This window comes from Acidisphaera sp. L21, from assembly GCF_009765685.1.
Taxonomy (GTDB): Bacteria; Pseudomonadota; Alphaproteobacteria; order Acetobacterales; family Acetobacteraceae; genus LMUY01.
This window is the reverse complement of the sequence record NZ_LMUY01000020.1, coordinates 58,778-84,127: the sequence shown is the minus strand read 5'-3', so window position 1 is coordinate 84,127 and position 25,350 is coordinate 58,778. Positions and strand designations below refer to the sequence as shown.

The 25,350-nt window shown below is 66.2% G+C and carries 22 protein-coding genes and 1 pseudogene; 13 read left to right on the top strand and 10 right to left on the bottom strand.

Annotated elements, in window-relative coordinates:
• Positions 1 to 15: 15 nt before the first annotated feature.
• The 5 genes from ggt to GSQ76_RS05740 are packed head-to-tail and all read right to left on the bottom strand — an operon-like array spanning position 16 to position 6,572.
• Positions 16 to 1,620: a gamma-glutamyltransferase gene (gene ggt / locus GSQ76_RS05760; RefSeq protein WP_158742952.1), complete on the bottom strand. Its 1,605-nt coding sequence runs from the start codon at positions 1,618 to 1,620 to the stop codon at positions 16 to 18.
• Positions 1,621 to 1,624: 4 nt separating this feature from the next.
• The gene (locus GSQ76_RS05755; protein ID WP_158742951.1) at positions 1,625 to 2,470 is read right to left on the bottom strand and encodes an alpha/beta hydrolase; all 846 of its coding nucleotides are present in this window, start codon (positions 2,468 to 2,470) and stop codon (positions 1,625 to 1,627) included.
• Positions 2,471 to 2,504: 34 nt separating this feature from the next.
• Positions 2,505 to 4,106, bottom strand: coding sequence for an ABC transporter substrate-binding protein (locus GSQ76_RS05750; RefSeq protein WP_158742950.1), 1,602 nt, complete (start codon positions 4,104 to 4,106; stop codon positions 2,505 to 2,507).
• Positions 4,103 to 5,074, bottom strand: coding sequence for a GTP-binding protein (locus tag GSQ76_RS05745; RefSeq protein ID WP_254070259.1), 972 nt, complete (start codon positions 5,072 to 5,074; stop codon positions 4,103 to 4,105). Before GSQ76_RS05745 ends, GSQ76_RS05750 begins: the two co-directional genes overlap by 4 nt.
• A gap of 4 nt (positions 5,075 to 5,078) precedes the next feature.
• A complete protein-coding gene (locus GSQ76_RS05740; RefSeq protein ID WP_158742949.1) occupies positions 5,079 to 6,572 on the bottom strand; it encodes an amidohydrolase family protein in 1,494 nt (497 codons plus the stop codon).
• A gap of 196 nt (positions 6,573 to 6,768) precedes the next feature.
• Between GSQ76_RS05740 and GSQ76_RS05735 the strand changes: the two genes are divergently transcribed.
• Positions 6,769 to 7,017, top strand: coding sequence for a hypothetical protein (locus GSQ76_RS05735; protein WP_158742948.1), 249 nt, complete (start codon positions 6,769 to 6,771; stop codon positions 7,015 to 7,017).
• Between the two features lie 23 nt (positions 7,018 to 7,040).
• Here the strand turns inward: GSQ76_RS05735 and GSQ76_RS05730 are convergent, their stop codons facing one another.
• Positions 7,041 to 8,390: an LLM class flavin-dependent oxidoreductase gene (locus GSQ76_RS05730; RefSeq protein ID WP_158742947.1), complete on the bottom strand. Its 1,350-nt coding sequence runs from the start codon at positions 8,388 to 8,390 to the stop codon at positions 7,041 to 7,043.
• A gap of 78 nt (positions 8,391 to 8,468) precedes the next feature.
• On the opposite strand from GSQ76_RS05730, the gene GSQ76_RS05725 reads away from it, so the two are divergent.
• The 5 genes from GSQ76_RS05725 to GSQ76_RS31670 all read left to right on the top strand — a co-directional run bounded on the left by GSQ76_RS05725 (position 8,469) and on the right by GSQ76_RS31670 (position 14,120).
• Complete coding sequence (locus tag GSQ76_RS05725; RefSeq protein ID WP_254070258.1) at positions 8,469 to 8,945, top strand: metal-dependent hydrolase; 477 nt, start codon at positions 8,469 to 8,471, stop codon at positions 8,943 to 8,945.
• A gap of 87 nt (positions 8,946 to 9,032) precedes the next feature.
• The gene (locus GSQ76_RS05720) at positions 9,033 to 10,268 is read left to right on the top strand and encodes an ABC transporter substrate-binding protein (RefSeq protein WP_158742945.1); all 1,236 of its coding nucleotides are present in this window, start codon (positions 9,033 to 9,035) and stop codon (positions 10,266 to 10,268) included.
• 343 nt (positions 10,269 to 10,611) lie between these two features.
• Positions 10,612 to 11,868 (top strand): replication protein RepA, encoded by a 1,257-nt coding sequence (locus GSQ76_RS05715; RefSeq protein WP_158742944.1) that lies wholly within the window; start codon positions 10,612 to 10,614, stop codon positions 11,866 to 11,868.
• Positions 11,869 to 11,912: 44 nt separating this feature from the next.
• Complete coding sequence (locus tag GSQ76_RS05710) at positions 11,913 to 13,091, top strand: AAA family ATPase (RefSeq protein WP_158742943.1); 1,179 nt, start codon at positions 11,913 to 11,915, stop codon at positions 13,089 to 13,091.
• A 57-nt stretch (positions 13,092 to 13,148) separates the two neighbouring features.
• On the top strand, positions 13,149 to 14,120 hold the full coding sequence (locus GSQ76_RS31670) for a ParB/RepB/Spo0J family partition protein (protein WP_158742942.1): 972 nt from the start codon (positions 13,149 to 13,151) through the stop codon (positions 14,118 to 14,120).
• A gap of 85 nt (positions 14,121 to 14,205) precedes the next feature.
• Here the strand turns inward: GSQ76_RS31670 and rutA are convergent, their stop codons facing one another.
• Complete coding sequence (gene rutA / locus GSQ76_RS05700) at positions 14,206 to 15,291, bottom strand: pyrimidine utilization protein A (protein WP_158742941.1); 1,086 nt, start codon at positions 15,289 to 15,291, stop codon at positions 14,206 to 14,208.
• 146 nt (positions 15,292 to 15,437) lie between these two features.
• On the opposite strand from rutA, the gene GSQ76_RS05695 reads away from it, so the two are divergent.
• The 7 genes from GSQ76_RS05695 (at position 15,438) to cyoD (ending at position 23,347) form a co-directional block, all read left to right on the top strand.
• Complete coding sequence (locus tag GSQ76_RS05695; RefSeq protein ID WP_158742940.1) at positions 15,438 to 17,141, top strand: IlvD/Edd family dehydratase; 1,704 nt, start codon at positions 15,438 to 15,440, stop codon at positions 17,139 to 17,141.
• Positions 17,138 to 18,007, top strand: a complete 870-nt coding sequence (locus tag GSQ76_RS05690; RefSeq protein WP_158742939.1) for an NAD(P)-dependent oxidoreductase — start codon at positions 17,138 to 17,140, stop codon at positions 18,005 to 18,007. The genes GSQ76_RS05695 and GSQ76_RS05690 overlap by 4 nt, the downstream gene beginning before the upstream one ends.
• A 3-nt stretch (positions 18,008 to 18,010) precedes the next feature.
• Positions 18,011 to 19,297, top strand: a complete 1,287-nt coding sequence (locus GSQ76_RS05685; RefSeq protein WP_158742938.1) for an FAD-dependent oxidoreductase — start codon at positions 18,011 to 18,013, stop codon at positions 19,295 to 19,297.
• Between the two features lie 136 nt (positions 19,298 to 19,433).
• The gene (gene cyoA / locus GSQ76_RS05680; protein WP_158742937.1) at positions 19,434 to 20,306 is read left to right on the top strand and encodes a ubiquinol oxidase subunit II; all 873 of its coding nucleotides are present in this window, start codon (positions 19,434 to 19,436) and stop codon (positions 20,304 to 20,306) included.
• Between the two features lies 1 nt (position 20,307).
• Positions 20,308 to 22,311: a cytochrome o ubiquinol oxidase subunit I gene (gene cyoB / locus GSQ76_RS05675; RefSeq protein WP_158742936.1), complete on the top strand. Its 2,004-nt coding sequence runs from the start codon at positions 20,308 to 20,310 to the stop codon at positions 22,309 to 22,311.
• Positions 22,308 to 22,964 (top strand): cytochrome o ubiquinol oxidase subunit III, encoded by a 657-nt coding sequence (gene cyoC, locus GSQ76_RS05670; protein ID WP_216850915.1) that lies wholly within the window; start codon positions 22,308 to 22,310, stop codon positions 22,962 to 22,964. Before cyoB ends, cyoC begins: the two co-directional genes overlap by 4 nt.
• Positions 22,961 to 23,347 (top strand): cytochrome o ubiquinol oxidase subunit IV, encoded by a 387-nt coding sequence (gene cyoD, locus GSQ76_RS05665; RefSeq protein ID WP_158742935.1) that lies wholly within the window; start codon positions 22,961 to 22,963, stop codon positions 23,345 to 23,347. Before cyoC ends, cyoD begins: the two co-directional genes overlap by 4 nt.
• On the opposite strand, the gene GSQ76_RS05660 is transcribed toward cyoD, so the two are convergent.
• From GSQ76_RS05660 to GSQ76_RS31660, 3 genes and pseudogenes are all read right to left on the bottom strand, one after another.
• The gene (locus GSQ76_RS05660) at positions 23,328 to 24,092 is read right to left on the bottom strand and encodes a sulfite exporter TauE/SafE family protein (RefSeq protein WP_158742934.1); all 765 of its coding nucleotides are present in this window, start codon (positions 24,090 to 24,092) and stop codon (positions 23,328 to 23,330) included. The genes cyoD and GSQ76_RS05660 overlap by 20 nt on opposite strands.
• A 97-nt stretch (positions 24,093 to 24,189) precedes the next feature.
• The gene (locus GSQ76_RS05655) at positions 24,190 to 25,011 is read right to left on the bottom strand and encodes a siderophore-interacting protein (protein WP_254070257.1); all 822 of its coding nucleotides are present in this window, start codon (positions 25,009 to 25,011) and stop codon (positions 24,190 to 24,192) included.
• A pseudogene (locus GSQ76_RS31660) lies at positions 25,008 to 25,350 on the bottom strand (PadR family transcriptional regulator); the annotation flags it as partial. The pseudogene GSQ76_RS31660 and the gene GSQ76_RS05655, both read right to left, overlap by 4 nt.

The window sequence follows — 25,350 nt, the reverse complement described above, 5'->3', positions numbered from 1 at the left end:
TTCAATAGGATGGGGCTAATCGACCAGGAGCGCCATGCCGTCGCGCTGTGGGTCGGCGCCGCCTTGGGGGACGCCGTTCTCGACGCGGATGCCGTGCAGGGCGGCGAAGGCGTAGCTTTGCCAGGAGCGTTTGATGTCGTAGCCGTCGGCAGCCAGTTCGTCGGTGACCCGGCGCAGCACGCGGTTCGACACGTCGATCGAGTCGGATACGGCGACGATGCGGGGGGCGGCCACGGCCTCCAGCATGCCCATGTCGAAATCGATGACGTTCATGATGCCCTGCGCCACGGCGGGGGCGATGTAGCTGCCGCCGGGTGCGCCAAGGACGATGAAGGGCTTGTCGTCGCGGAACACGATGGTGGGGGCGGCCGAACTCGCGCGACGCTTGCCCGGCGCGATGGAGCCGGCGCGGCCGGGGCGTGGGTCGAACCGGCTCATCGTGCCGTTCCACATGAAGCCCATGCCGTCGGTGATGGCGCCGGAGGGGCTGCCCAGGGTGTGGGTGAGTGCCACCGCATTGCCGTGCTTGTCGGTGACGGAGATGTGGGTGGTTTCGCGTTGGGAGCGGTCGAGGCGCTTGACGGTGGCGCGTTCGCCGCGGCGGATCGAAGCGGCCAATTCGCCGGCGTAGTCGCGAGAGGTGAGCTTGGCGACGGGCACATCGACATAGGCCGGATCGCCCATAAAGCGATCCTTGTCGATGGTCATCCGCTTCATCGCCTCGGCGAGGGTCCGGATGTGCTCGGTGCTGCCGTGGCCCATGGCGCGAAGGTCGAAATGGTCCAGGATCTGCAGCAATTGCAGCATCAGCATGCCGCTGGCGGGGGGCGGCGTGGTGGCGACGCGGTGGCCGCGGTAGGTGCCCCAGACCGGTTGCACGACGGAGAGTTCGTAGGCTGCGAAATCCGCCGCGGTGAGCAAGCCGCCGTTCTTTTGGAAGTCGGCGCCGAATTCCTCCGCCAACTCGCCGTGGTAGAACAGCTCGGGGCCGCCCTGGGCCAGGCGCTGCAGCGTGGTGGCCATGTCGGGGTTGTGCAGGAGGTCGCCGGGCCGTTTTACCTGACCGTCGGGGCGGAAGTAGATGTCGCGCCCGGTGCGGCTCATGCGCAGCTTGTCCTGCGTGTTCACCTGGCCGCTGCCGCTTTGGTCCTGCGTCCACATCCAGTGCATGTGCGGGCGAACCATGACGCCGCGGTTGGCGAGCGTGATGGCGGGGGCCATGGCGTCGGCCCAGTCGAATGTGCCGTAGCGGCGCAGGGCCTCGGCATAGCCCTTGACGCTGCCGGGTGTGCAGGCGGCGAGGTAACCGGCCTCACTGATGCCGCCCTGCAGCAGGAAGGCGAAGCCGTCGCGGGATTGGCCGAGCAGCAGGTCGGTCCACATGTCGGGGCGGGCGGCGAGCGGGGCTTTGGCATAGAACTCCAGTACCTCGTGCACACCGCGTTGCGGCATGTAGACGTGCATGGAGCCGAAGCCGCCGATGCCGCACATTTGCGGGTCGGCCACGCCCTGCACGAAGGCGGCGGCGATGGCGGCATCGATGGCGTTGCCGCCGCGCGCGAGTACCTCCGCGCCGGCTTCTGCGGCTTCTGGCTGCGGGGCGACGATCATGCCGGGCATGGCGTTATCCCTTCCGCTTGGCGGCGAGGACTTCGGCCAGGAAGGATTCGACGTAGGGGAGCGCCTTCATGCGGTCATGCGCCATGCCGGGCACCAGGTCGAAGCGGACTTTCACGCCCGCCTGCTCGAACGATTTGGCCAGGGTGCGCAGGCGCTCTGGCCTTGTGGTGCCGGCGTCGTTGGCGCCCTCCATCCAGTAGGTGCCGCCGGGTTTGTGGGTGATCTCCCAGGTTTCGAGGTCGGCCTCGCCCACCACCATCTGCACGGGGACCCGGGCCAGGGCGGTTTGGTCGAACTTGATGCCGAAAGTCGCCTCGAGGTCACGGATGCCGACCCAATAGTTGCGGGTTTGGTCCAGCAGGGTGACGGAGCCGGAGGCGCCGATGCAGGCGGCCCATAGTTTTTCCGGGTGCAGGATGGCGAAGCGGTGGGTGAAGTGGCCGCCGCCGGAGAAGCCGAACATGGCAAATGTCGACCAATCCTGGCCGTATTTCTCCGCGACTTCGGCGACCATATCCAGCATCACCTGGTCGTAACGGATGTCGCCCTCGATCATGTATTTGTAGCCGCTGCGGGCACCGTCGCCGCGCACGCCCATCGGGAAGATCGGGCACAGGATGGCGACATCGTTCCAGCGGCCGAAGGCGGCGAAGCCGTCGCGGAACTCCAGGAACGAGGTGCGGCTGGTGCCGTGCACGGCGACCAGCAGGTCGACCTTGGTGCCCTTGCCCACGGCAGGGGGCACGTACAGGCAGTAGTGGAACCGTGGGTCGGCCTTGCTGGCGAACATCGCGGTGGCGCCGAGGTCGTAGATCGCTTTGGCGCGGTCGGCGGGCGCAATCTGGTTCATGGTGGGGTGCCTCGTTCTAGGTGTTCGGATTGGGTCAGGCGCGGCCGACGCCCATGGCCAGGGTATATTGGTCGGCCCGGGTCGCGTAGGTCAGCCCTTTGCGCGCCGCCAGGACCGACTTCTCGTGATGCAGCGGCAGGATGGCGGTGTCGTGGAAGGCCAGGCTGCACGCCTGGCCCAGCATCTGGTTACGCTTGTCGTCGTCCATGATCCCCAGTGCCTGCTTCAGCTTGGTGTCCAAGGCCGGGTTGGTATAGCGGCCTTCGTTGGCCTCGCCGAAGCCGGCAGACCGGTCCTGCGTCGCGACCAGGGAGGATAGCGGATTGGAGGTCTCGCCGGTGTTCACGCCCCAGCTCGACAGCATGACGCTGAAATTGTTGGTGCCGCTTTTGGAGGCGTAGACCGACCAGGGCATCACCTCGGCCCGGGTTTCGATGCCGATGCGGGAGAACATCTGCGCCACGGCCTGCACGATCTTGCCGTCGTTGATGTAGCGGTCGTTCGGGCCGTGCAGGGTAATGCCGAAGCCATTGGGGTAGCCGGCCTGGGCCAGCAGCGCCTTGGCCTTTTCCGGATCGTAGCGTGTGGGCTGCACGTCCGGCGCATTGCCGCGGCCACCTGGCGGCAGGAATTGGGAGGCGGCGACGGCGTTGCCCTGCATCACGCGGTCGACGATGGCCTGGCGGTTGATTGCCATGTCCAGCGCCTGGCGCACGCGCAGGTCCTTCAGCGGATTGCGGTCCAGCGGTTTGCCGTCGCGGCCGGTCACGTATTGGGCGATGTCGTTGTGCTGGTCCATGGCGAGATAGACCAGGCGGCTGGATACGCCGCTGATCAAGTTCAGCTTCGGGTCGGTCCGCACCCGCGCCTCCGCCTCGGTCGGCACTGCCTCGATAATGTCGCGGTCGCCCGACAGGAGGGAGGCGAGGCGTGCGCCGCGGTCGGTCGCGATCTGCAGGTGCACGGTGGCCCAGGGCTGCTTGGCGCCCCACCAGGCGTCGTTGCGCGTCAGGATAAGGTGGGAGCCGGGGACGTAGGTTTGGAACACGAACGGGCCGGTGCCGATGGCGGCGCGGCCGCTGTTGAAATCCTCGGTCGGGGCGTCCTTGAACTTGGCGGCGATGATGTGGATGCGGCTGAGCGAGTTCAGCAGCAGCGGGTCGGGGCGCGTCGTCTCGATCACCAGCGTGTGCGGATCGGGGGCGGTCATGGCCTTGATGCTGCGGGTGTAGGTGCGGAACGACGCCATGCTGGGCAGCGTCGTCGCCCGGTTCAGCGAGACGATGGCGTCCTGCGCTGTGAAGGGCGTGCCGTCGGTGAATGTCACGTTGGGACGCAGTGTCAGCTCCCAATGCGTGTCGTCGATCAGGCGCCAGGACTGCGCCAGGCCGGGCGTGGAGCGGGATGTTTCGTCGTTGGTGATGAGCGCATCGAAGATGTGGTTGGCCATGGCGTTGTTCGGCGCGTTGCTCTGCAGATGCGGGTCCAGTGTGGTGAAGGGCGCGGCCATGCCGATCTTCAGCGTGTTGCCCGGCGTGCCGGCAGCGTCGGCGGCATGGCCGTGGCCGGGCAGCCCCGCGATGGCGGCGCCGAACGCGCCCCCCAAAAGGGTTCGGCGGGTTGGATGATGCATCATCGTGCCACTTCGTGGGTACGGGGTTGCTCTGGATGAACTCTACAGGCGACCAGCCGGCTTGCGAAGCGCTCCGCATCCAGGCGGCCGAGGCGGGCGATCAGGACCAGGCGCACCATCTCGCCGGTGGCGGTTTGGGGTGGCGCGGGGCCGATGGTGGCGCGTTCGCCGACATATTGGAACAGCATCGGTTGGCCGGGGTGGCTGGCGAATTGGACGAAGCCCTTGGCCCGGATCAGCCGGCCGGCCATGTGGCCGATGACCGTCTGAAACCGCCCGAGGTCGAGGGCGACGGGCGATGTCCAGGTCGTGGACTCGAAGCCCGGCGTGGAGAAGCGGGGGGCGGCCCGTGGCGCCGGCCAAGGCTGGTGCAGGGCGTTGTCGAACAGCAGATCCAGGGGGAATTGGCCGTGCTGGATGTCGAAGATGGCGTTGTCGGGCTTCAGCGATCGCAGACGTTCGCGCATGGCCGCGGGGTCCGCCAGGTCGGTCTTGTTCAGCGCCACAAAATCGGCGGCCTTGATTTGGGCCCGGCAGATCGGGTCGTCCAACAGCGCCGGGTCGTCGGTCAGGTGTTTTGCGTCGGCGAGGCACAGCACGGTGTCCAAGGCGGCCTCGCGCCAGATCACCGGGTCGAGGAGGGCGCGGACGATTTCCGCCGGGTCGGATATGCCGCTGGTCTCGATGACGATCGCGTCCGGGGCGGGTGTGCGGCGGAGGATCTTGCTGAGGGTTTGCAGCAGGTCGCCCTGCAGGCTGCAGCAGATGCAGCCGTTCTTCAGGCTGACGATGTCGTCGGCGACGCCGCCCAGCAATTCGGCATCGATGTCGATGGCGCCGAAATCGTTCACCACGGCGGCCAGGCGGCGGCCGGCGGCATGGGTCAGCAAATGGTTGATGAGCGTGGTCTTGCCGGCGCCGAGGAATCCGGTGACCAGTAGAATGGGAACGGGCAGGATCGGGGCGGGCACTGGCCTAGGCCGGCGTTACCGGACGGCGCACGGGGCGGCCGGGGCGGGCGGCCAGGTCCAGCACGCCGGCGGTGATGATGGGTTGGCCGTTGACCAGGACGTGGCGCATGCCGTCGGCCACGCGGTTCATCGCCTTGAAGTCGGCGCGGTCGGCCAGCGCTTCGTAGTCGAACACCACCAGGTCGGCGTCGCAACCGACTTGCACCCGGCCCTTCTTGCGGATGCCGGGCGTGCTGTCCTGCAGGATCTGCGCGGGGATGAGGGTGCATTTGCGCAGACCCTCCATCAGCGACACGGCCTGGCGTTCGCGCACCCAGCGGCTGAGGAAGCGGGTGAAGGTGCCGGAGGATCTTGGGTGGGACACGGCGTCGTCCGGAAGCGGCCAGGCATCGCCGTTATAGGTGACGCCGTCGCGGGTCCAGGGCACGGCGTCGGACGCGATGGCGCCGCCGGGGAACAGGACGGAGACGTCCAGCAGGTCGCGGTGGCGGGCGTTCACTTCGACGTCCAGGAAGTGGATGAGGACCAGGGCGCCGGGGTCTTCGGCCTGGGCGGCGAGGACGTCCGCGCGGTCGGCGAAGCGGTGGCCGGTGTTGACCATCTCGATCGCCTGATAGCCGGTGCCGAAGCGGATGGGGAAATCCGGGTCGGAGAAGAAGTTGGCGCCGACGACGGTGGAGCCGGTGCCGTAGGGGTAGGCCTCCACCGTGACCTTCAGGCCCTGGCGCTGCGCGGTTTGGACGAGCTGGGCGGCGCGCTCCACATCCGTGAGGCTGGTGCTGTTGAAGTGGCAGATGTGCATATGGGCGCCGGTGGAGCCGGCGTAGCCGATGAGACGGGTGTAGGCCTCGACCGAGCTACGGGGATCGACATTGGACATGTAGGCGACGTGGGTGAAGGTTGGGGCGTTGGCGTCGGCAGCCAGACTGCAGAGTTCGGACATTTCCTTCACCCCGGTGCCGGGGGCGTAGGCGTTGGGGAAGCCGATGCCGAGGCCGCCCTGCCCTAATCCGGTGCGGACACGGTCCAGGATGTCGGCCATTTCGCTGGAGTTCGCGACTTCGTTTACCCAACGCGGGTCGCGTGTGGCTTGGCCCATGCCCTCGATCGTCGGGTCGACCTGCTGGGCGGTCATGGCGGCGATGCGGGCGAAGACCCAGCCGGTGGAGGCGCCGTAGTTGAGCAGGCGGCCGGCATGGGCCTGTTCGTCATACCAGCGCGCGACGGGGAAGACGCCGAGTTCCAATTCCAGGGCGGTCGTGACGCCGTCGAAGGCCTGCATGCGGTCCGCCGGGATGGATTGGCCGTGGGCGTGCAGGTCGATGAAACCGGGCGCCACCACGAGGCCCGTGGCATCGATGGTGTGGGCGGCGGTGCCGAGGTTGGTGCCGATGGCGGCGATCCGGCCGGCGGTGATTGCCACGTCGGCAATGACATCGAAGCCGGTTTCCGGGTCCATCACGCGGCCGCCGTGAATGATGAGTTCGTATGCTTGCATCCCAGACCCCTACGTCGCCCGGTGCGTGTTGTCGTCCCTTCCCCGCTCCAGTTCAACGTTTTGCGTATATGTCATCAGCCGACAGCGAACGTAGGCTGCTGGGGCGGCGAGGCATAAACGAATGTTCATCGGCAGGCCACGTGGCGGCCGCGCGGTCCGCCCAAGAAACGGGCCCTCGATAATGAGGACATTCCTAATGAACACGATGATCCTGGCAGCCTTGGCCATTCTTGCGTTCGGCTTTGCCAGCACCGCCATGGCGGAGAGCGAGGGTTCGGGCGATCCATTCCCGGTGCGCACGACGCTGCAGACCGTTCGGATCGACGCCGCCGCCATCGACACTGGTGCCGAGCAGAATCCGGTGAGCAATAATTCGCTGGCGAACGAACCGGTTCCGCCGCGGATGTACGCTGCCATGCAGCCAGCCCCCGCCCGGCGACGCTAGGGCCGCGGGACCGGGGCAGGATGCTATTCCGCCGCTAGCCCGGTGTTGCTGAAATAGGCGTTGTCCGGCTTGGGCAAGCCCATATGGTCGCGCAAGGTCGGGCCGTCATATTCCTTGCGGAACAGGCCGCGGCGCTGCAGTTCCGGCACCACCAGATCGACCACATTGCGCAGGGCGACCGGCATGATGGGGTTCGAGATCATGAACCCGTCGCAGGCCTTTCCGGCGTACCAGTCCTCCAACGCGTCGGCGACTTGCGCCGGGTTGCCCTTGATGACCGGGCTGCCGAAACCGGGGACGACGCGCTGGTAGGTTTGCCGGATGGTCAGGTTCTCGCGCCGGGCCATTTTCAACACGAAGCTGCGCACGCTGCTGCCGCCGATGACGGTGTCGGGTACCTCGGGCAACGGGCCGTCAACCGGGAATTCGGTGAGGTCGCGGGTGACGATCTTGGACAGATAGGCGACGCCGAGGGCGGGTGAGATCAGTTCGTTCAGTTCGCCGTAGAGATCGTCGGCCTCGCCGCTGGTTTCGGCGACGAAGATGCTGACGCCGGGGATGAAGCGGAGGGTGTCGGGGTTGCGGCCGAGGCGGACCATGCGGGACTTGATGTCGGCGTAGTCGGCCTGGCACGATTCCTTCGAATCGCCGGCACCGAACATCGCGTCGGCCTGGCGGGCGGCCAAATCCTTGCCGCGGGCGGACTGCCCGGCCATGAACACAACGGGGTGGCCTTGCGGCGTGCGGGGCACGTTGAGCGGGCCGGCGACCCTGAAATATTTGCCCTGGTGGTTGAGTTTGCGGACGCGGGCCGGGTCCAGATACTGGCCGGCGCCTTGGTCCTGGACGAATGCGTCCTCGGCCCAGCTATCCCATAGGCCGCGCACGACCTCGATGAACTCCTCCGCCCGGCCGTAGCGGTCTTCGCGGCTGACGAATTCGGAATGGTTGAAGTTGAGCGCATCGCCTGGGTTGGAGGCGGTGACGAGGTTCCACCCGGCGCGGCCGTGGCTGATGTGGTCGAGGGAGGCGAAGCGGCGGGCGATGTGGAACGGCTCGTCGAAGGTGGTGGTGGCGGTGGAGACCAGGCCCAGGCGAGTGGTGTGAGTGGCCAGGGCGGTCATCAGCACGACCGGGTCGAACACGCCGGGGCGGGCGGAGGGATGGTTGGCGGCGAACAGGGCCGGTTTGTCCATGTCGCGCACGCCGTTGCCGTCGGCGAGGAACACGCCGTCGAACTTACCGCGCTCGGCCAGCTTGGCGACTTCGATCGCCTGGTCCAGGTTCATGACCGTGTTGGCGTAGGCTGCGGGATGCCGCCAGCCGCCCAAATGTGCGCCACCCAGGTTTGGTATGGTAAACAGGCTCATCATGGCTTGGGACTCCGATCGGGTCGTGCGCATTCCCTGTTCTAGCAAAGTTTGGTCCAACCCGGGTGGGCTGGGCCGGTGATGGCGCATTCACATGTGGCGATCGGCGTGGTGGCGTGGATTGCCGCGGCGCCGCTGCTGCATTTGCCGGCGGCCGATCCGCTGCTGTTGGGGCTGGCGATGGCGGGGGCGTTGCTGCCGGATGTGGACCACCCGCAATCCTGGGTGGGGCGGCGGGTGCGGCCGATTTCGACCGGGGTCGCGGCGGTTTTGGGCCATCGGGGCGTCACCCACTCCGCCCTGGCAGTGGTGGGGCTGGTGTGGGCGCTGGCGCATGCGGGGGTTCGGCAGCCGGCGGCCAGCGCGTTGGCGGTGGGGTATTTGTCGCATCTGGCGGCGGATATGCTGACGCCGGCGGGGCTGCGGCTGGCATGGCCGGCGCGGTGGCATTGGGGGCTGCCAATCTGCCCCACAGGGTCGCTGCGGGAGCGGGTGTTGGTGATCCCGCTAGCCTGCCTGCTGGGCTGGTGGCTGCTGTCGCATGGGCGGTGGCGCTGACCGATCGTCGTTGCCGGGTCCGCTGCGACCTCGTAGCGTCCATCTGACACACGGCCAGCATAAGGCCGGTGTTGGGGGGGACATGCCATGCTGACGATGCGTCGACGGCTGCTGCAGACCGCTTTGGCCGCGAGTGCGGTGCCATTGGTGGGGGCGCGGGCGCAGGGAGCCAAACCCACCATCAAGATCGGGGTGCTGACCGATTTGTCCGGCCCGTATCGCGACAGCGCCGGGCCGACGAGCGTGGCCTGCACCCAGCAGGCGGTGCAGGAGGCGATGGCGGCCGCGCCGGGGCTGAACGTGGAGGTGGTGCAGGGCGACCATCTGAACAAGCCGGATGTGGCGCTGACCATCGGGCGGCGGTGGTTCGATCAGGAGGGGGTGGACGTCATCACCAACTGCAACAACAGCGCCATTGCCCTGGCGATCGGTGGTCTCGCAAGGGAGCGCAACAAGGTGCATTTGAACACTGGCGCGGCAACGGTGGATTTGACCGGGCCGAATTGCAGCCCGAATTTGGTGCATTGGACCTACGACACCTGGGAGATCGCCCATTCCACCGGCGTCGCCACGGTGAAATCCGGCGGCGGCAAGTGGTTCCTGGTGGCCGCGGATTATGCGTTCGGCCACGCCATGCAGTCGGACCTGACGCGGTGGGTGAAGTCCGCGGGCGGGGACGTGTTGGGCACGGTGTTCTATCCGTTTCCCGGGACGGCAGATTTCTCGTCCTACATGGTGCAGGCGCAGGCGAGCGGGGCCAACATCGTGGGCTTCCTGAATGCCGGGGCCGACTTCATTAATTGCGTGAAGCAAGCGCATGAGTTCGGGCTGCTGCCCCCCGCGGTGCGGCTGGCGGGGACGGCGGTGTTCCTGACCGACATCCACTCACTAGGGCTGACCACGGCGCAGGGGCTGACCTATACCGAGTGTTTCTATTGGGACCGGGATGACCGGACGCGCGCGTTCACCGAGCGGGTGAAGAAACGGTCGCCGAACAACTACCCGAACCAGATCCATGCCGGCGATTACGCGGCGACGCTGCATTACCTGAAGGTGGTCAACCAGATTGGGGTCACTAAGGCCAAAACGTCCGGTGTGGAGGCGGTGCAGGCGATGAAGGCGATGCCGACGGACGACGATGCCTACGGGCCGGGCACGGTGCGGGTGGATGGTCGGCATATTCACCCGGCGTTCCTGATGCAGGTGAAGACGCCGGCGGAAAGCCGTGGAGAGTGGGATCTGCTGAAGATCATCCAGACGACCCCGACGGATGAAGCCTTTCGACCGCTGAATGAGGGCAAGTGCCCGTTGGTGCAGACCTAGCCTTGGGGACCGATGATAACGGTACGCTTGGCCGTGCCCGATGCGAAGGGTACGGCCGGGCGATGCCGGTAGTACGGGGAGCCGGAGTCGCACCGATGATTCCGGTATGCGACTCCGGCGTTAAACCGATGAGAGAGGTACTATACCTAAGGCTCTCTTCCGTTAGAGAGTCCTGAGGGGGAGCCTTGGTCGATCGCTTTCAGCGGTGACGGCATATCATCGGTCAACTTGCACATTCGGCAGCTTGAAACGGGATATTGTGAAAGTCATTGGGGATCGCCTCTTCTTGTGATAGCGCAGGGAAAAGGCTCGCATGATGCGAGTCGGAATGGATCGACAGCACGTGCCAAGACCCCCGATCGGCCAACAGGTTCACGCTGCCCTGGTGACGCAGGGGCACCAGGCGGCCATCGATTTGGCGGTGGGCGCCGGGCAGCCGGATTTGTTCGAGCGTGTGCGGGCGGTGGCGCATGAGGAGCCGGCGCCGAGTTTCCTCCATTCCGCGTTGTGCGCCATGTCGCTGCCAGTGCGGCGGCCGGTGGATGACCAGCAGCCGATCATTCGCCAGGACGGCCAGTACACGCTGGTGATCACGCCCAAGGCGACAGTGCAGATGGTCGATGGGCAGCAGGCATTGCAGGTGCTGGGGGTGCCGTATGGGTCCCTGCCCCGGCTGGTCCTGATCCACATCATGACCGAGGCAGTTCGCAGCAAGTCGCGCCATGTGATGCTGGGACATTCGTTCACCGACTGGATGCGACGGATGGGGTTCAAGACGATCAGCTATGGGCCGCGGGGGTCGGCCACGCTGATTCGCCAGCAACTGGACCGGCTGCTCGCCTGCGAATGGATGATCCGGTGGGACAAAGAGGACGCGCAGGGCAATACCGAGTTCGCGGTGCGCGAGATCAAGTTGGCGAACGAGTATACCGGCACGGATGGCAAGGGTGGGGCGTTCCGGCGGGAGATTTTTCTGACGGAGGGGTTCTTCGAGCATTTGCGCAAGCATGCCGTGCCGCTGAACGAGCATGCGATCCGCCAGTTGCGGGATTCGGCGACGGCGTTGGACCTGTATACTTGGCTGGCGTATCGGCTGCCGCGGATTACGCCGGGTCGGCCGGCGACGCTGAATTGGCAGCAATTGGCAGTGCATTTCGGCAATGAGGGCACGCATATCCGCAAGTTTCGCCAGACGGTGCGGGATGCCTGGGAGCGGCATGTGTCGGCGGTGTATCCGGAGGCGCGGGCGGATTTCGACACGACGATCATCCGTCTGCACGCCTCCCCTGCCCCGTTGCAGCGCAAGCTGGTGCCGGGTGCGCATCTGGCGATGGTGCCGCCCTCCCCGCCTGCTGTATTTGTCGAGCCAGACGCGGGTACACGGTTCTTTGCCGCGTTGTCGGTCGCGCTCGGGCCCGTGGATTTCCGCGCCTGGTTCCGTGATGCCAAGTTGGAGGCGGTGGAGCCAGGCTGGCAGTTGGTGGTGCCGACGGCGTTCAAAGCGGACTGGATCCGTGGGCGTTACCCGGTGGCGTTGGAGGCGGGCCGGGTGGCCGCCGGGCTGGACCAGGTGCCGGAGATCGTCGTTCGTCGCGCCTGAGGGTTGCCCCCTTCCCCTGATTTCCTGGCTTCGGAGCATGTCCTTTGGACCCGACCACCGAAACGATTGCCGACCTGTATAGCCGTTCGCTGGATATCCTTGCCTCGCTGCGGGCACGGGGTGATGCGGCGGGAACGACGGAGCGCCAGGCGCCGCGGTTTTCGATCACGCGCACGGCGGAACTGGTGGGGCGAAGCGGCGCCGCCATTCGCGAGGCGGAGAAGGACGGGCGGCTGCCGACGGTGGAACGGACGGCGTCGGGCCGCCGGGTGGGCTACACGCTGGCGGAGATCAACCAGATGCGGGCGGTGTTCGGCACGCGGCCGTGGCGGGCGCCGGGTGATCCGGTGTCGATCATCGCGGTGCAGAACTTCAAGGGCGGCGTGGGAAAGTCGACCGTATCGACGCATCTGGCGCAATACCTGGCGATCAAGGGGTATCGGGTTTGCCTGATCGACTGCGACAGCCAGGGGTCGTCGACGACGATGTTCGGGTATGTGCCGGATCTGGATATCACCGAGGATGACACGCTGTATCCGTTCATCCGGAATGCGGAGATGTCGAGCCTGGCGTATGCGGTGCGGGCAACGCACTGGGATGGGCTGTACTTGGTGCCGGCCAATTTGAAGCTCTACTCGGCGGAGTATGAGCTGGCGGCGCGGATCGCGCGCGCGGATCGCAAGCTGCTGAACCGGTTGTCGGAGGGCATTGCCTCGATCGAGGAGCATTTCGACGTCATCATCCTGGACCCGCCGCCGGCGCTGGGGACGATCTCGTTGTCGGTGATGCGGGCGGCGAATGCGCTGTTGGTGCCGATCCCGCCGACGGTGGTGGATTTCACCTCGACCACGACATTTCTCGCCATGCTGTACGAGACGATGGGCGTGCTGGAGGAGCAGGGGATGCCGATCAACCTCACCTGGATGCGGATGCTGGCGACGCGGGCAGACGAGCAGAAATCCATGCAACGGGAGTTGCTGGGCGTGATGCGCAACCTGTTCGGCGACACGCTGCTGCGCACGGTGCTGAAGGATAGTGCGGAGATCGACAATGCATCGGCCAGGTTGATGACGGTGTATGAGTTGGAAGGGCCGGTGACATCGCGCGAGACCTACCAGCGCGGGCTCACCTACCTGAATGCGGCCAATGCCGAGGTGGAAACGCTGATCCGGCTGACCTGGCCGAGCCACGCGGAGCGATTGCGGTCGGATGGGGTGATCTAGGCGGGTTGCAGGTCTGCAACTTTGCTTCAAGTCGCTGTAATTGCGGGGGAAACTGGCATGGCATCGGGTAATAAGGGGTTTGCGGACCTGGTGTCGGGCGGGATGGCTCGGCCGGCGGCGCGGTTGCCGCCGCGCACCGGCATCTTGGGTGCGCGGGAGAACCGGTTGGCGGAGATTGCCTCGGGCGCCGCGGTGGCCCGGGTGCACGAGTCGATCGACCCGGCGCGGTGCCGGATTTGGGACGGGCATAACCGGGATTATGCCGCGCTGAGCGAGACGGTTTGCGCCGATCTGATCGAGAGTTTTCGCGCGCAGGGACGCCAGGAAGTGCCGGCGATCGTTCGCCGGGTAAGTGGTGATCCGGCGCACGAGTTCGAGGTGATTTGCGGCGCGCGGCGGCATTGGACTGTGTCCTGGCTGCGCGCGAATACCTACCCGGATTTCAAGTTCCTGATCGAGCCGCGGGAATTGACCGACGAGGAGGCGTTTCGCCTTGCCGATCTGGAGAACCGCAGCCGCAAGGATCTGTCGGATTACGAGCGTGCCACCGACTACGCCCGGGCGATCGAGCGGTATTACGGCGGCAGCCAGCAGAAGATGGTGGAGCGGTTGGACGTCAGCAAAAGCTGGCTGAGCCGGTATTTGGAGTTGGCGCGGTTGCCGGATCAGGTGATCCGCAGTTTCGGGTCGCCGCACCAGATCGGGATTAGCCACGCGGCCGCGCTGGCGCCGTTGCTGCGGGCGCCGAAAACGCGGGAGCGGGTTTTGGCCGAGGCGGAGTTGCTGGCCCGAGACGGGCGGGGGGGTGCGCCGGCGGCGGTGGTGCGACGGTTGGTTGGGGCGGCGGCGGGCAAGCCGGCCAAGCGGCGCGCCAAGGAGGTCGAGGTGAGGGATGCGGCGGGCGCGGTGGTCGCAAAGGCGCTGCGCAGTTCGGGGGGCGCGCTTAGCATCACGGTGCCGGGATTTGGCGTCCGGGCACGGCCGGACGTGTTGGCGGCGTTGGCCGAGTTGCTGGAGAAAATTGGCTAGGCAGGACCGATGATAAGGGTACGGTCGGTTACCTTGCGTTAGCCTCGTCCGCCCCAGTCATTTCGCTGGAGCGGAGGCTTTTGGCTCAGGCGACGGCGGAGAGTTTGGTGCGGCTTTTCATCAGTGGCTGGATGTATTGGCCGAACTGTTCCATCCCGATGATGAAGTCGTCGAACGTGAGCATGATGCCCTTGAGGCCGGGGATTTCGGCGACCTGGTCCAGCATGGCGGCCACGCTGGCGTAGGAGCCGATGAGCTTCAGCATCCCGGTTGGTTGCGGGGTTTTCTGGTTCGCCGTCATGCGCGCGACGGTGGAGTTGGCGGGGGCGTTCACGTCTGCGGTTGCCTGGGTGTATTGCCAGGCGAGCGCTTCCAGGTCGGTGCCGTCCTTGTAACGATCCCATTTGGCGAAGGCGGCTTCGTCGGTTACGTCCGCGATCACCATCATCAGGGCAAAGGCCCCGACGTCGCGGCCGGTCTTGGCGACGGCGGTCATCAGGCGACCGACGGGTTCGGTGACGCGCTCCGGCTCGTTTAGGCCGCCGGAGCCGACGAAGTTGTAGTCGCAATGCTCGGCCACGAAGCGCATGCCGCGGTCGCTGGAGTTGGCGCCGACGATTTCGACCCGCTGGGAAGGTTGCGGGCTGAGGCGGCAGTCGTCCATCTGGAAGAATTCGCCTTTGAAGTCGGAGCGCCCCGTGTCCATCAGGTCGCGCATGATTGTGACGTATTCGGACACGTAGTCGTAGCGGCGGGCGAAGTGTTGCTCGCCAGGCCAAAGGCCCATTTGCTGGTATTCCTTGGGCTGCCAGCCGGTGACGATGTTCACGCCGATGCGGCCCGGCGCGATGGAGTCGATGGTGCTGGCCATGCGGGCGGTGAGCGCGGGCGGCATGGTGAGCACGGCGACGCTGGCGAAGAGTTGGATGCGGTGGGTGACGGCGGCGATGCCGGCCATGAGGGTGAAGGCTTCGAGGTTATGGTCCCAATACTCACTGGGGCCGCCAAAGCCGCGCAGCTTGATCATGGCGAGGGCGAAATCCATCCCATAATGCTCCGCCCGCTGCACGACGGTGCGGTTGAGGTCGAAGCTGGGCATGGTCTTGGGAGAGGTGGTGGAGATCAGCCAGCCGCGGCTGCCGATGGGGATGAACACGCCGATCTTGATCATGTCTGGTCCGGTCCTTCCTGCTGCGGGGTGAGTATAGGCACAGGTGCTGCGATGCAGCACAGCCGTTGCCTTGCAGTATGGGCCGTTTTGTTGACAAGGCCTGGGGGCGCCGGTCCTATGGATGGGGTGTTCGAGGGGAAAACGGCATGGCCAGCGGTCTACGCAAAGGTCTCACCAGCTACGGCGATGCAGGGTTTTCGCTGTTCCTGCGCAAGGCGTTCATCAAGGCCGCCGGGTATTCGGATGATGCGCTGGACCGGCCGATCATCGGGATTACCGACACCGCGAGCGACTTCAATCCGTGCCATGGTAACGCGCCGCAATTGATCGAGGCGGTGCGGCGCGGGGTGATGCTGGCGGGCGGCTTGCCGATGAACTTCCCGACCATTTCCATCCATGAATCCTTCGCGCACCCGACCAGCATGTACCTGCGCAATTTGATGGCGATGGACACCGAGGAGATGGTTCGCGCGCAGCCGATGGATGCGGTGGTGCTGTTGGGCGGCTGCGACAAGACGCTGCCGGCGCAGATCATGGGCGCGGCGTCGGCGGGAATCCCGGCGATCGTGCTGCCGGTGGGACCGATGGTGGTGGGGCATCACCGGGGCGAGGTGCTGGGCGCGTGTACGGATTGCCGGCGCATGTGGGGCCAGCACCGCGCAGGCAAGATCGATGAGGCGGAGATCGAGATCATCAGCGGCCGGCTGGCGCCTTCGGTGGGGACCTGCATGGTGATGGGTACTGCCTCCACCATGGCGTGCATGATCGAGGCGATGGGGTTGTCGCTGCCGATGAGTGCGGCGATCCCCGCGCCGCATGCGGAGCGGCTGCGGTGCGGCGAGGCATCCGGCAAGGCGGCGGTGGCGATGGCGACACGGCATGGCCCGGCGCCACGCTCGCTGATAACGGCGGCGTCGTTGCGCAATGCCATGGTGGTGTTGCAGGCGATTGGCGGGTCGACCAATGGGCTGGTGCATCTGGCGGCGATTGCCGGGCGGGTCGGGATCAAGCTGGATCTGGCCGCGTTCGACCAGATCGGGCGCGAGGTGCCGGTGCTGGTGGATCTGAAGCCGTCCGGCGATCACTACATGGAGCATCTGCACCATGCCGGCGGCGTGCCGCGGCTGCTGCAGGAATTGGCGCCGTTCCTGGATTTGGATGCGCCAACCGTGATTGGCGGCACGCTGCGCGACTATGCGGATGCGGCGGAGGATGTGCCGGGGCAGACGGTGATCCGGTCGCGCAACGCGCCGTTGAAATCGACCGGCGGGATGGCGGTGCTGCATGGCAATTTGGCGCCGGGCGGGGCGGTGATCAAGCACGCGGCGGCGACGGCGGGGTTGTTGCAGCACACCGGGCGGGCCGTGGTGTTCGACAGTGTGGAGGACATGACCAACCGCATCGACGACCCGGAGCTGGACGTGGCGGCGGAGGATGTTCTGGTGCTGCTGAACGCCGGGCCGAAGGGGGCGCCGGGCATGCCGGAGGCGGGGTATCTGCCGATCCCGCGCAAGCTGGCACAGGCCGGGGTGAAGGACATGGTGCGCATTTCGGATGCTCGGATGTCGGGCACGGCGTTCGGCACGATCGTGCTGCACATCACGCCGGAATCCGCCGTCGGTGGGCCGCTGGGGCTGGTGCGGACGGGGGATATGATCAAGCTGGATGTGGAGGGACGGCGGATCGATTTGTTGGTCGATGCGGCGGAGTTGGCGTTGCGGACGCCGATCGAGGCGCGCAAGGCGCCGAAGCGGGGCTATGCCAAGCTATTCCACGACACTGTCACGCAAGCCGACCAGGGATGTGACTTCGACTTCTTGATCGGCGAGGCGGAGGAGGAAGAGGCGTGAGCATCGGCTTCATCGGCCTGGGCGTCATGGGCGAGCCGATGTGCCGTAACCTGGCGACCAAGCAGGCCGAGCCGGTGTTTGCGTTCGACCAATCATCTGCGCCGTTGCAACGGTTGGCGGCGCATGGCGTGACGGCGGCGGAGAGTTTGGCGGCTTTGGCGGCGGCGTGCGACGTGATCTTCATGGCGCTGCCGAGTGGCAAGCATGTGCAGGCGGTGTGTGCGGATCTGCTGGCCCATGCGCGGGCCGGGCAAACGCTGGTGGACCTGGGCACCTCGCCGGTGGCGTTGTCGCGGGAACTGGCGGTGGCGTTTGCGGCGAAGGGCGTGGCGTATGCTGATTCGCCGATCGCCCGCACCCGGCAGGCGGCGGAGGCGGGGACGCTCAGCATCATGGTCGGGGCCGACCCGGCGTTGTTCGAGGCGATCCGGCCATTGCTGGCCTGCATGGCGTCCGACATCACGCATTGCGGGGCGGTGGGGAGCGGGCAGATCGCGAAGATCATGAACAACATGGTGCTGATCCAGACCGTCATCGCGCTGTCCGAGGCGGTCGCGGTGGCGGAGCGGGCGGGGATGGATGGCAGGGTGCTGCTGGAAACGCTGTCCAAAGGGTCTGCCGACAGCTTCGCACTGCGCAATCACGGGCTGAAGGCGATCATCCCAGGCGCGTTTCCGGAACGGGCGTTTTCGACCGACTACGCGCGGAAGGATTTGCTGTATGCGCTGGAGTTGGCGCGCGACGCCGGGTTGACGCTGCGGGGCGCGGAACTGGCGGATGGGCTGCTGCAGGAGGCCATCGGCGCCGGGTATGGCGCGCAATATTGGCCGGTGGTCAGCAAGGTCATTGCCAAAGGCCAATCCTAAGCCGTGCCGACGTTCGATGTGCTGGTGGTTGGCGGCGGGGCGGCTGGGATTGGGGCCGCGGTTGGGGCGGCGCAGGCCGGCGCGCGGGTTGGGCTGATCGAGGCCGCGGGCTGCCTGGGTGGCGCCGGCACGATGCGCAACGTGCTGACCTATTGCGGCCTCTATACGCTGGGTGAGGCGCCGCAGCAGGCGGTGGGCGGGGTTGCCGACCTGGTGCTGGCGAAATTGCGCGGGATGGGAGCGGTGACGCCGCCGCAGCGGCATCGCGGCGTGTTTCTGGTGTTCGACCCGGAGGGGGCCAAGCGGGCCTATGACGAAGTGTGCGCGGAAGCGGGGGTCGAGGTGCTGTTGCACGCCTTCGTGTCGGGCGCGGAGCGGGAGGGTGGCGTGCTGCGGCGGGTCCGGTTTACCGACCATGGCGGCGATCACGTGGTGGCAGCGGCGGCGTTCGTCGATGCCAGTGGCGATTGTGACCTGGCCTGGCATGCTGGGGCCGCGACACGGTATGGCAATGGTGGGGCGGTGAATTTGGGCACGCTGGGCACGCGGTTCGGCGGGGTGGCGCCGGATGCGGATGTGTCGGCGGCTGCCGTCAGCCAGGCGATCGAGGCGGCGAAGCTGGCGGGGGCGGCGGTGACGAAAACCCGCAGCGTCATCACGCGGCTGCCGATGTCGGGGGATGTGGTCGCCTACCTGGCCTCGGCCGATTACGACCCGCGCGACGCGGCCAGCATGGCGCGGGCGGAGCGGGAGGGCCGGCGGCAGGCCTGGATCTATCTGGACATTCTGCGCGGGCTGAAGGGGTGGGAGCGCGCGTATCTCGCCTCCACCGGTCCGCAATTCGGCACGCGGGAGAGCCGGCACATCGACAGCAAGGGGCAGTTGCGCTGGGCGGATGTGATGGCGGGAAAGCGGGCGGAGGATTGCATCGGGCTGGGCGCGTGGGGGGTGGAGTGGCATGACCGGACGAGCTTCGAGAGTTCGTTCGCGTATCCGCCGGGTAAGGGCGCCTATGATATTCCGCTGTCGTGCCTGATGTCGGTGGATACGCCCAATCTGTTCGCGGCCGGGCGCACGGCGGATGCGGACCGGGAGGCGGGGGCGTCGCTGCGGGTGATGGGCACGGCGTTTGCCACCGGGCAGGCGGCGGGGGTGGCGGCGGCCTGCCATGCCCGGGCGGGCGAAGGCTGGGGGGGCGAGGCTCGCGCGGCGGCGGTGCGGGCGATTTTGCGGGGGCAGGGTGCCATCCTAGATCCCGCCGCCATGCCGCCGCCGGTGTCGTTCGCATGAGGCACCGAGCCACGTAGCGGGTTATTCCAATCATCATGCAACCCGGCTGAAACTGCCCCCATCCCGTCACGTTCGGGGACGCAAGAAGCCACGTCGGATCGGTCGCTTCCAGTGGATTTCCAGATAGGGGCGAGGGATGGGCGTTTCGACGCGATGTCGTAGATGGGCTTGGCGCGCGCTGGTTGGCGCGAGTCCCATACTGCTGACGGCCTGCGGAGGCGTGCTGGACCCGAAGGGACCAATTGGCACCGCGGAACGGACGATCCTGATCGACTCGCTGGCCATCATGCTGGCGATCGTCGTTCCGACGTTGCTTGCCACGATGGGCGTCGCCTGGTGGTTCCGAACGTCGAACACGCGGGCGCGCTACCTGCCGACATGGGCGTATTCCGGGCAGTTGGAGCTGATCGTTTGGGCGATCCCGCTGTTGACGATCATGTTGCTGGGCGGTGTCGCCTGGGTCGCGTCGCATGAGTTGGACCCGGCGCAGAAATTGGCCTCGGACAAGCCTGCCCTCGAGATCCAGGCGGTGTCGTTGGATTGGAAATGGCTGTTCATCTACCCGGACCAGCATATCGCCAGCGTCAATCAATTGGTGGTGCCGGCCGGGGCGCCGGTGCATTTCGCATTGACGTCGGGCAGCGTGATGAACGCGTTCTTCGTGCCGCAACTGGGCAGCATGATCTACACCATGAACGGCATGACGACGCAGTTGAACCTGCAGGCGGATGCACCGGGTCATTTCGCTGGAATGTCGTCGCATTACAGCGGTGACGGTTTTTCCGACATGCATTTTGAAATGCGCGCGGTGCCGGCGGCGGAGTTCCAAAGCTGGGTCGACGCCACGCGCAGGACTGGGCCGGTGCTGGACGCGGCAGGATATGCCGACCTTGCGAAACAAAGCACCAACGTAAAGCCTTCGCTGTATCGGGATATCGATCCGGCGCTGTTCCACAAGATCGTGTCGCAGGAACTGCCACCGGGGCCCGGACCAAGGGCGGAGCAATAGCATGTTCGGAAAACTAAGCTGGGCTGCCGTTCCACTGGACCAGCCGATCCCAATGATCGCCTCGGGCGTGGTGGCGCTGGGGATTTTCGGGGTCATGGCCCTCGTGGTGCTAAAGGGATGGCTGCCGTATCTGTGGCGGGAGTGGATCACCAGCGTCGATCACAAGCGGATCGGCGTGATGTACACTTTGCTGGCGATGGTGATGCTGTTGCGCGGGTTCTCCGATGCGATCCTGATGCGGTCGCAGCAGGCGCTGGCGTTTCAATCGCCGGGTTATTTGCCGCCGGAGCATTACGACCAGATCTTCTCCGCGCATGGCACGCTGATGATCTTCTTTGTCGCCATGCCGTTCGTGATCGGGCTGATGAATTTCGTCGTGCCGCTGCAGCTTGGCGCGCGGGATGTGGCGTTTCCGACACTGAACTCCGTGAGTTTCTGGCTGACGGCGACTGGGGCGTTGCTGGTGAATATTTCGCTGGTGGTGGGGGAATTCGCGCGCACGGGGTGGTTGCCGTATCCGCCACTGTCGGAGATCGCGTATTCGCCCGGCGTTGGCGTCGACTATTATCTGTGGGCGTTGCAGATCTCCGGTGTCGGCACGTTGCTGTCGGGCGTTAACCTGGTGACGACGGTGCTGAAGATCCATGCGCCGGGCATGACGTATATGCGCATGCCGATGTTCTGCTGGACAACGCTGGCGTCCAATCTGCTGATCGTGGCGGCGTTCCCGATTTTGACGGCGACGCTGGCGATGCTGTTGCTGGACCGGTATCTGGGGTTCCACTTCTTCACCAACGAGGCCGGTGGGAACGTGATGATGTTCATGAACCTGATCTGGGCCTGGGGCCATCCGGAGGTCTACATCCTTATTTTGCCGGCATTCGGCATTTTCTCCGAAATCATCCCGACCTTCTCCGGCAAGCCGCTGTTCGGATATCGTTCGATGGTGGCGGCGACGATGGTGATCTGCATTCTGGCATTCATGGTGTGGCTGCACCACTTCTTCACCATGGGCGCCGGGGCGGATGTGAACGGGATCTTCGCGGTGACGACGATGATCATCGCCGTGCCGACAGGGGTGAAGGTGTTCAATTGGTTGTTCACGATGTTCGGCGGCCGGATCGTGTATTCGGTGCCGATGTTGTGGTCGCTGGGGTTCATCGTCACCTTCGTGATCGGCGGGATGACGGGCGTGCTACTGGCGGTGCCTCCGGCGGATTTCGTGCTGCATAACAGCCTGTTCCTGGTGGCGCATTTCCACAACGTCATCATCGGCGGCGTGCTGTTCGGGTCGTTCGCGGGATATACGTACTGGTTCCCGAAGGCGTTCGGCTTTCGCCTGCATGACCGGCTGGGCCGGGCAGCGTTCTGGTTCTGGATCGTCGGGTTCTATCTGGCCTTCATGCCGCTCTATGTGTTGGGGCTGATGGGGATGACCCGGCGGATGCAGCATTACGACGTGCCGGAATGGCATCCGTGGCTGATCGCTGCGGCAGCCGGGGCGGCGCTGATCCTATGCGGCATCATGCTGCAAGTCGCTCAGCTCGTGGTCAGCATCCGGCATCGTGAGTCGTTGCGGGACGAGACGGGCGATCCGTGGAACGGCCGTTCGCTGGAATGGGCGACGTCGTCGCCACCGCCGGCGTTCAACTTCGCCATTCTGCCGAATGTAGAGGGCGAGGACGCGTATTGGGGCATCAAGCAGCACGCGCGTGATCAGGCGCATTCGAACGAGGAGCCGGAGTACGAGGATATCGAGATGCCGGCCAATACGCCGACCGGCGTGATCTGTGCGTTCTTCGCCACCTTCATGGGCTTCGCGCTGATCTGGCATATCTGGTGGCTGGTCATCGTGGGCGGGATCGGCGCCTATGCCACCTTCGTGGTGTTCGCCTGGCGGAACGAGACCGAATACAAAATCGACGCGGATGAGGTGGCGAAGATCGATCGCGCTCATCGCAGGGCGATACGGGCCCATTCAGATGCCGCGTTGGCCTCGTCATGAGCGGGCATCACTCGACCGCCGGGATGGATCCGAACCATATTGGGCACGCCGGGGGAAGTGGGCCGCCGAGCCATGCGGCGCGTGCGGCAGGGTCCAAGCGGGTTATCGCCGGGTATGGGTTCTGGATCTTCCTGCTGAGCGATATCATCATGTTTGCGGCGTTCTTCGCCAGCTACGCGGTGCTGACGGACGCCACGGCGAAGGGGCCGAGCGGGCGCGATCTGTTCGACCTGCATGGCGTGGCATGGGAGACGGCGTGCCTGCTGTTGTCCAGCTTCACCTCCGGCATTGCCACGATCGGCGTTTGGGCGCGGCGGAAATCCTGGTTCTATGGCGGGATGGCGGTGACCTTCGTGTTGGGCGCCACGTTCCTGGGGCTGGAGCTGCGGGAGTTCACGTCGCTGGTGGCGCGGGACGCCGGGCCGAGCCGGAGTGCATTCCTGTCCGCATTCTTCACGCTGGTTGGCTGCCATGGGCTGCACGTGACCGCCGGGCTGCTGTGGCTGCTGACGATGATGGCGCAGGTTTGGGCCAAGGGCTTCCGGCCGGACATTCTGAGGCGGGTCCTATGCTTCAGCCTGTTCTGGCATGCGTTGGATATCGTGTGGGTGGCGTTGTTCTCGGTCGTGTATCTGATGGGAGCCGGTCGATGAGTGAGCATGCGCGTCAAGCCGATATCGCGCCGGGTGACGAGCCGATCGATGACCGGGAGATTGCCAAGGGGGTTCGCGGCTATCTGATCGGGTTGGGCCTTGCGACGCTGCTGACCGTCGTGTCGTTCGTCGTGGCCGGCACGGGCTGGGTTTGGGCGCCCAGCATTCCGATCGCGCTGGCGGTGCTGGCCGTGGCGCAGATGGGCGTTCATTTGGTGTTTTTCCTGCACATCACGACTGGGCCGGACAATGTCAACAACGTGATGGCGCTGGCGTTCGGCGTGTTGATCGTGTTCCTGGTGATCGCCGGGTCGCTGTGGATCGTGTCGCATCTGAACCAGAACATGCTGCCGATGGATCAGATCATGCAGATGCAGCGATAAGGTCCAGCACGGCCCGGGCGGCGGCCAGGATGGCGGTGACGATGAGGAGGGCGAGTGCCACCATGCGGTAGCGCTGGTCCGAACTGCCCCGGTACATCCGGGCGCCGAGCCATGACCCAGCCCAGACGGCGGGGAAACCGGCCAGGGCCATGATCGCGATCGGCCAGCCGAGCATGCCCAGGGTGGCGAGCGGGATGAGCGCGAAGATCGAGGTCGCCAGGAAGAACACGATCATGGATGCTCGGGCCACGCCGGTGGTGATTGGCGAGGCGAGGTAGAATGCGATGACCGGCGGACCCGGCATTCCGGCCAGGCCGTTGAACAGGCCGGACACAATGCCGAACGGGAGGATGCCGCGGCCCGCCACCAGGCCGACCCGGGTGCCGCGGGCCAGCACCAGGACTGCCAGCAGCACGATGGCGGCGATGCACAACCGGACGGGGGAGGCGGGCAAATGGGCTAGGCTCCACACGCCCAGCGGCGTTGCCACCGCGGCGCCCAGGGCCAGCCAGCCGACCGAGCGCCAGTCGCAGATGCGGACCGCCGGGACGAACCCGTTCACGCTGACCAGCAATTGCAGGACCAGCACGATGGGCACGGCTTGGGCGGGTGGCACGATGAGGCTCAGCAGGGGGACGGCGGCGATGCTGAAGCCGAAGCCGGTGAAGCCGCGAATGAGGGCGGCGATGAAGACGAAGGCCAGGCCGAGGGCGAGGAGGCCGGGGCTGGGAAGGCTGCCGGTCATGAGTGGCGCGAGCGGGCGGGGCGCGACATGCGGGGTTCTCTCGGGCGACACTGATCGTCCTGCATCCGCCAAATCGGCCTTGGCGACAATGGGCCGGTCAGCCGTCCAGCCGGCCGCCGGAGTCCGCTTCGCCTGCCCGCCAATACCCGGCGGCGCGCACCTGGCTGCGGGCGAGCCCGGCCTGCTCCACCAGGTAGGTGCGAAGCTGGCGCATTACGCCGATTTCGCCGGCGAGCCAGGCGTAGGTGTCGTCCGGCGGCAGGGCCAGTGCGCGCAAGGCCTGTTCCAGCAGTGGTGAGGCTTCGGCGGGGGTTTCGCCGCGGTGCAGCCAGGTGATGCGGGCGTTGGCGGCGGTGGGGAGGTGACGTTCCTCCTCGCGGTCGGCGACCTCGATGAGGGCGTGGACGCGCTGGCCGGCTGGCATTTCCTCCAGGGCGCGGGCGATGGCGGGGAGGGCGGTTTCGTCACCGGCGAGCAGATAGGTGCCGAAGCCTTCGGGCGAGAGGATCGATCCCTTGGGGCCGCCGATGCCGATCCATTGGCCGGGGGCAGCCTGGGCCGCCCAACTGGCCGCCGGGCCGTCGCCGTGCAGGACGAATTCGATCGCGAGTTCCCGTGTTTCGGGGTCGAAGCGGCGGGGGGTGTAGTCGCGGACCGCGGGGCGGGTGGCGCCTTCGGCATAGACGGGGCCGTCGGGACCGAAAACCGGCAGGTCGGGCTTGTCCTGGCCAGGGGCGGGGAAGAACAGCTTGACGTGGTCGTCGGGGGCGAGGGTGGTGAAGCCGTCCAACTCCGCCCCGCCAAAGGTGATTCGGCGCATGCGGGGGGAGAGCTGTTCCACACGCACGACCTGCACCAGGCGGCGGCGTAGAGTGTGGCGGACGCGCAGGGGCACGCGGAGCGGGGTGTGCATGTTCATGCGTTGTCCTTCCGCTTCAGAATTTCGGCCGTCGCCTGGTCCAGGATCGCGGCGATGCGGCGTGCTTCGTCGGGGGTGCAATCCTGCTTGCGCATCAGCGCGTGCTTCAGGGCGTGGCGGGCCTGGTGCAGCTCGTCGGCGGCCTTGGGGTCGGCGCTGTCAACGCCGGCAAATGCCTCCCGCACCTGGCCCATGCGGGCGCCGATACGGGCGAGGGTTTCCAGGATCATCATGCCCTGCTCGCGATTGGCGTCGAAATGGGCGCGGCCGGCCTCGGTGATGGTGTAGAGCTTGCGGTTGCCGTCCTGGGTGACGGAGGCGTGGCCGATCTCCTCCAAA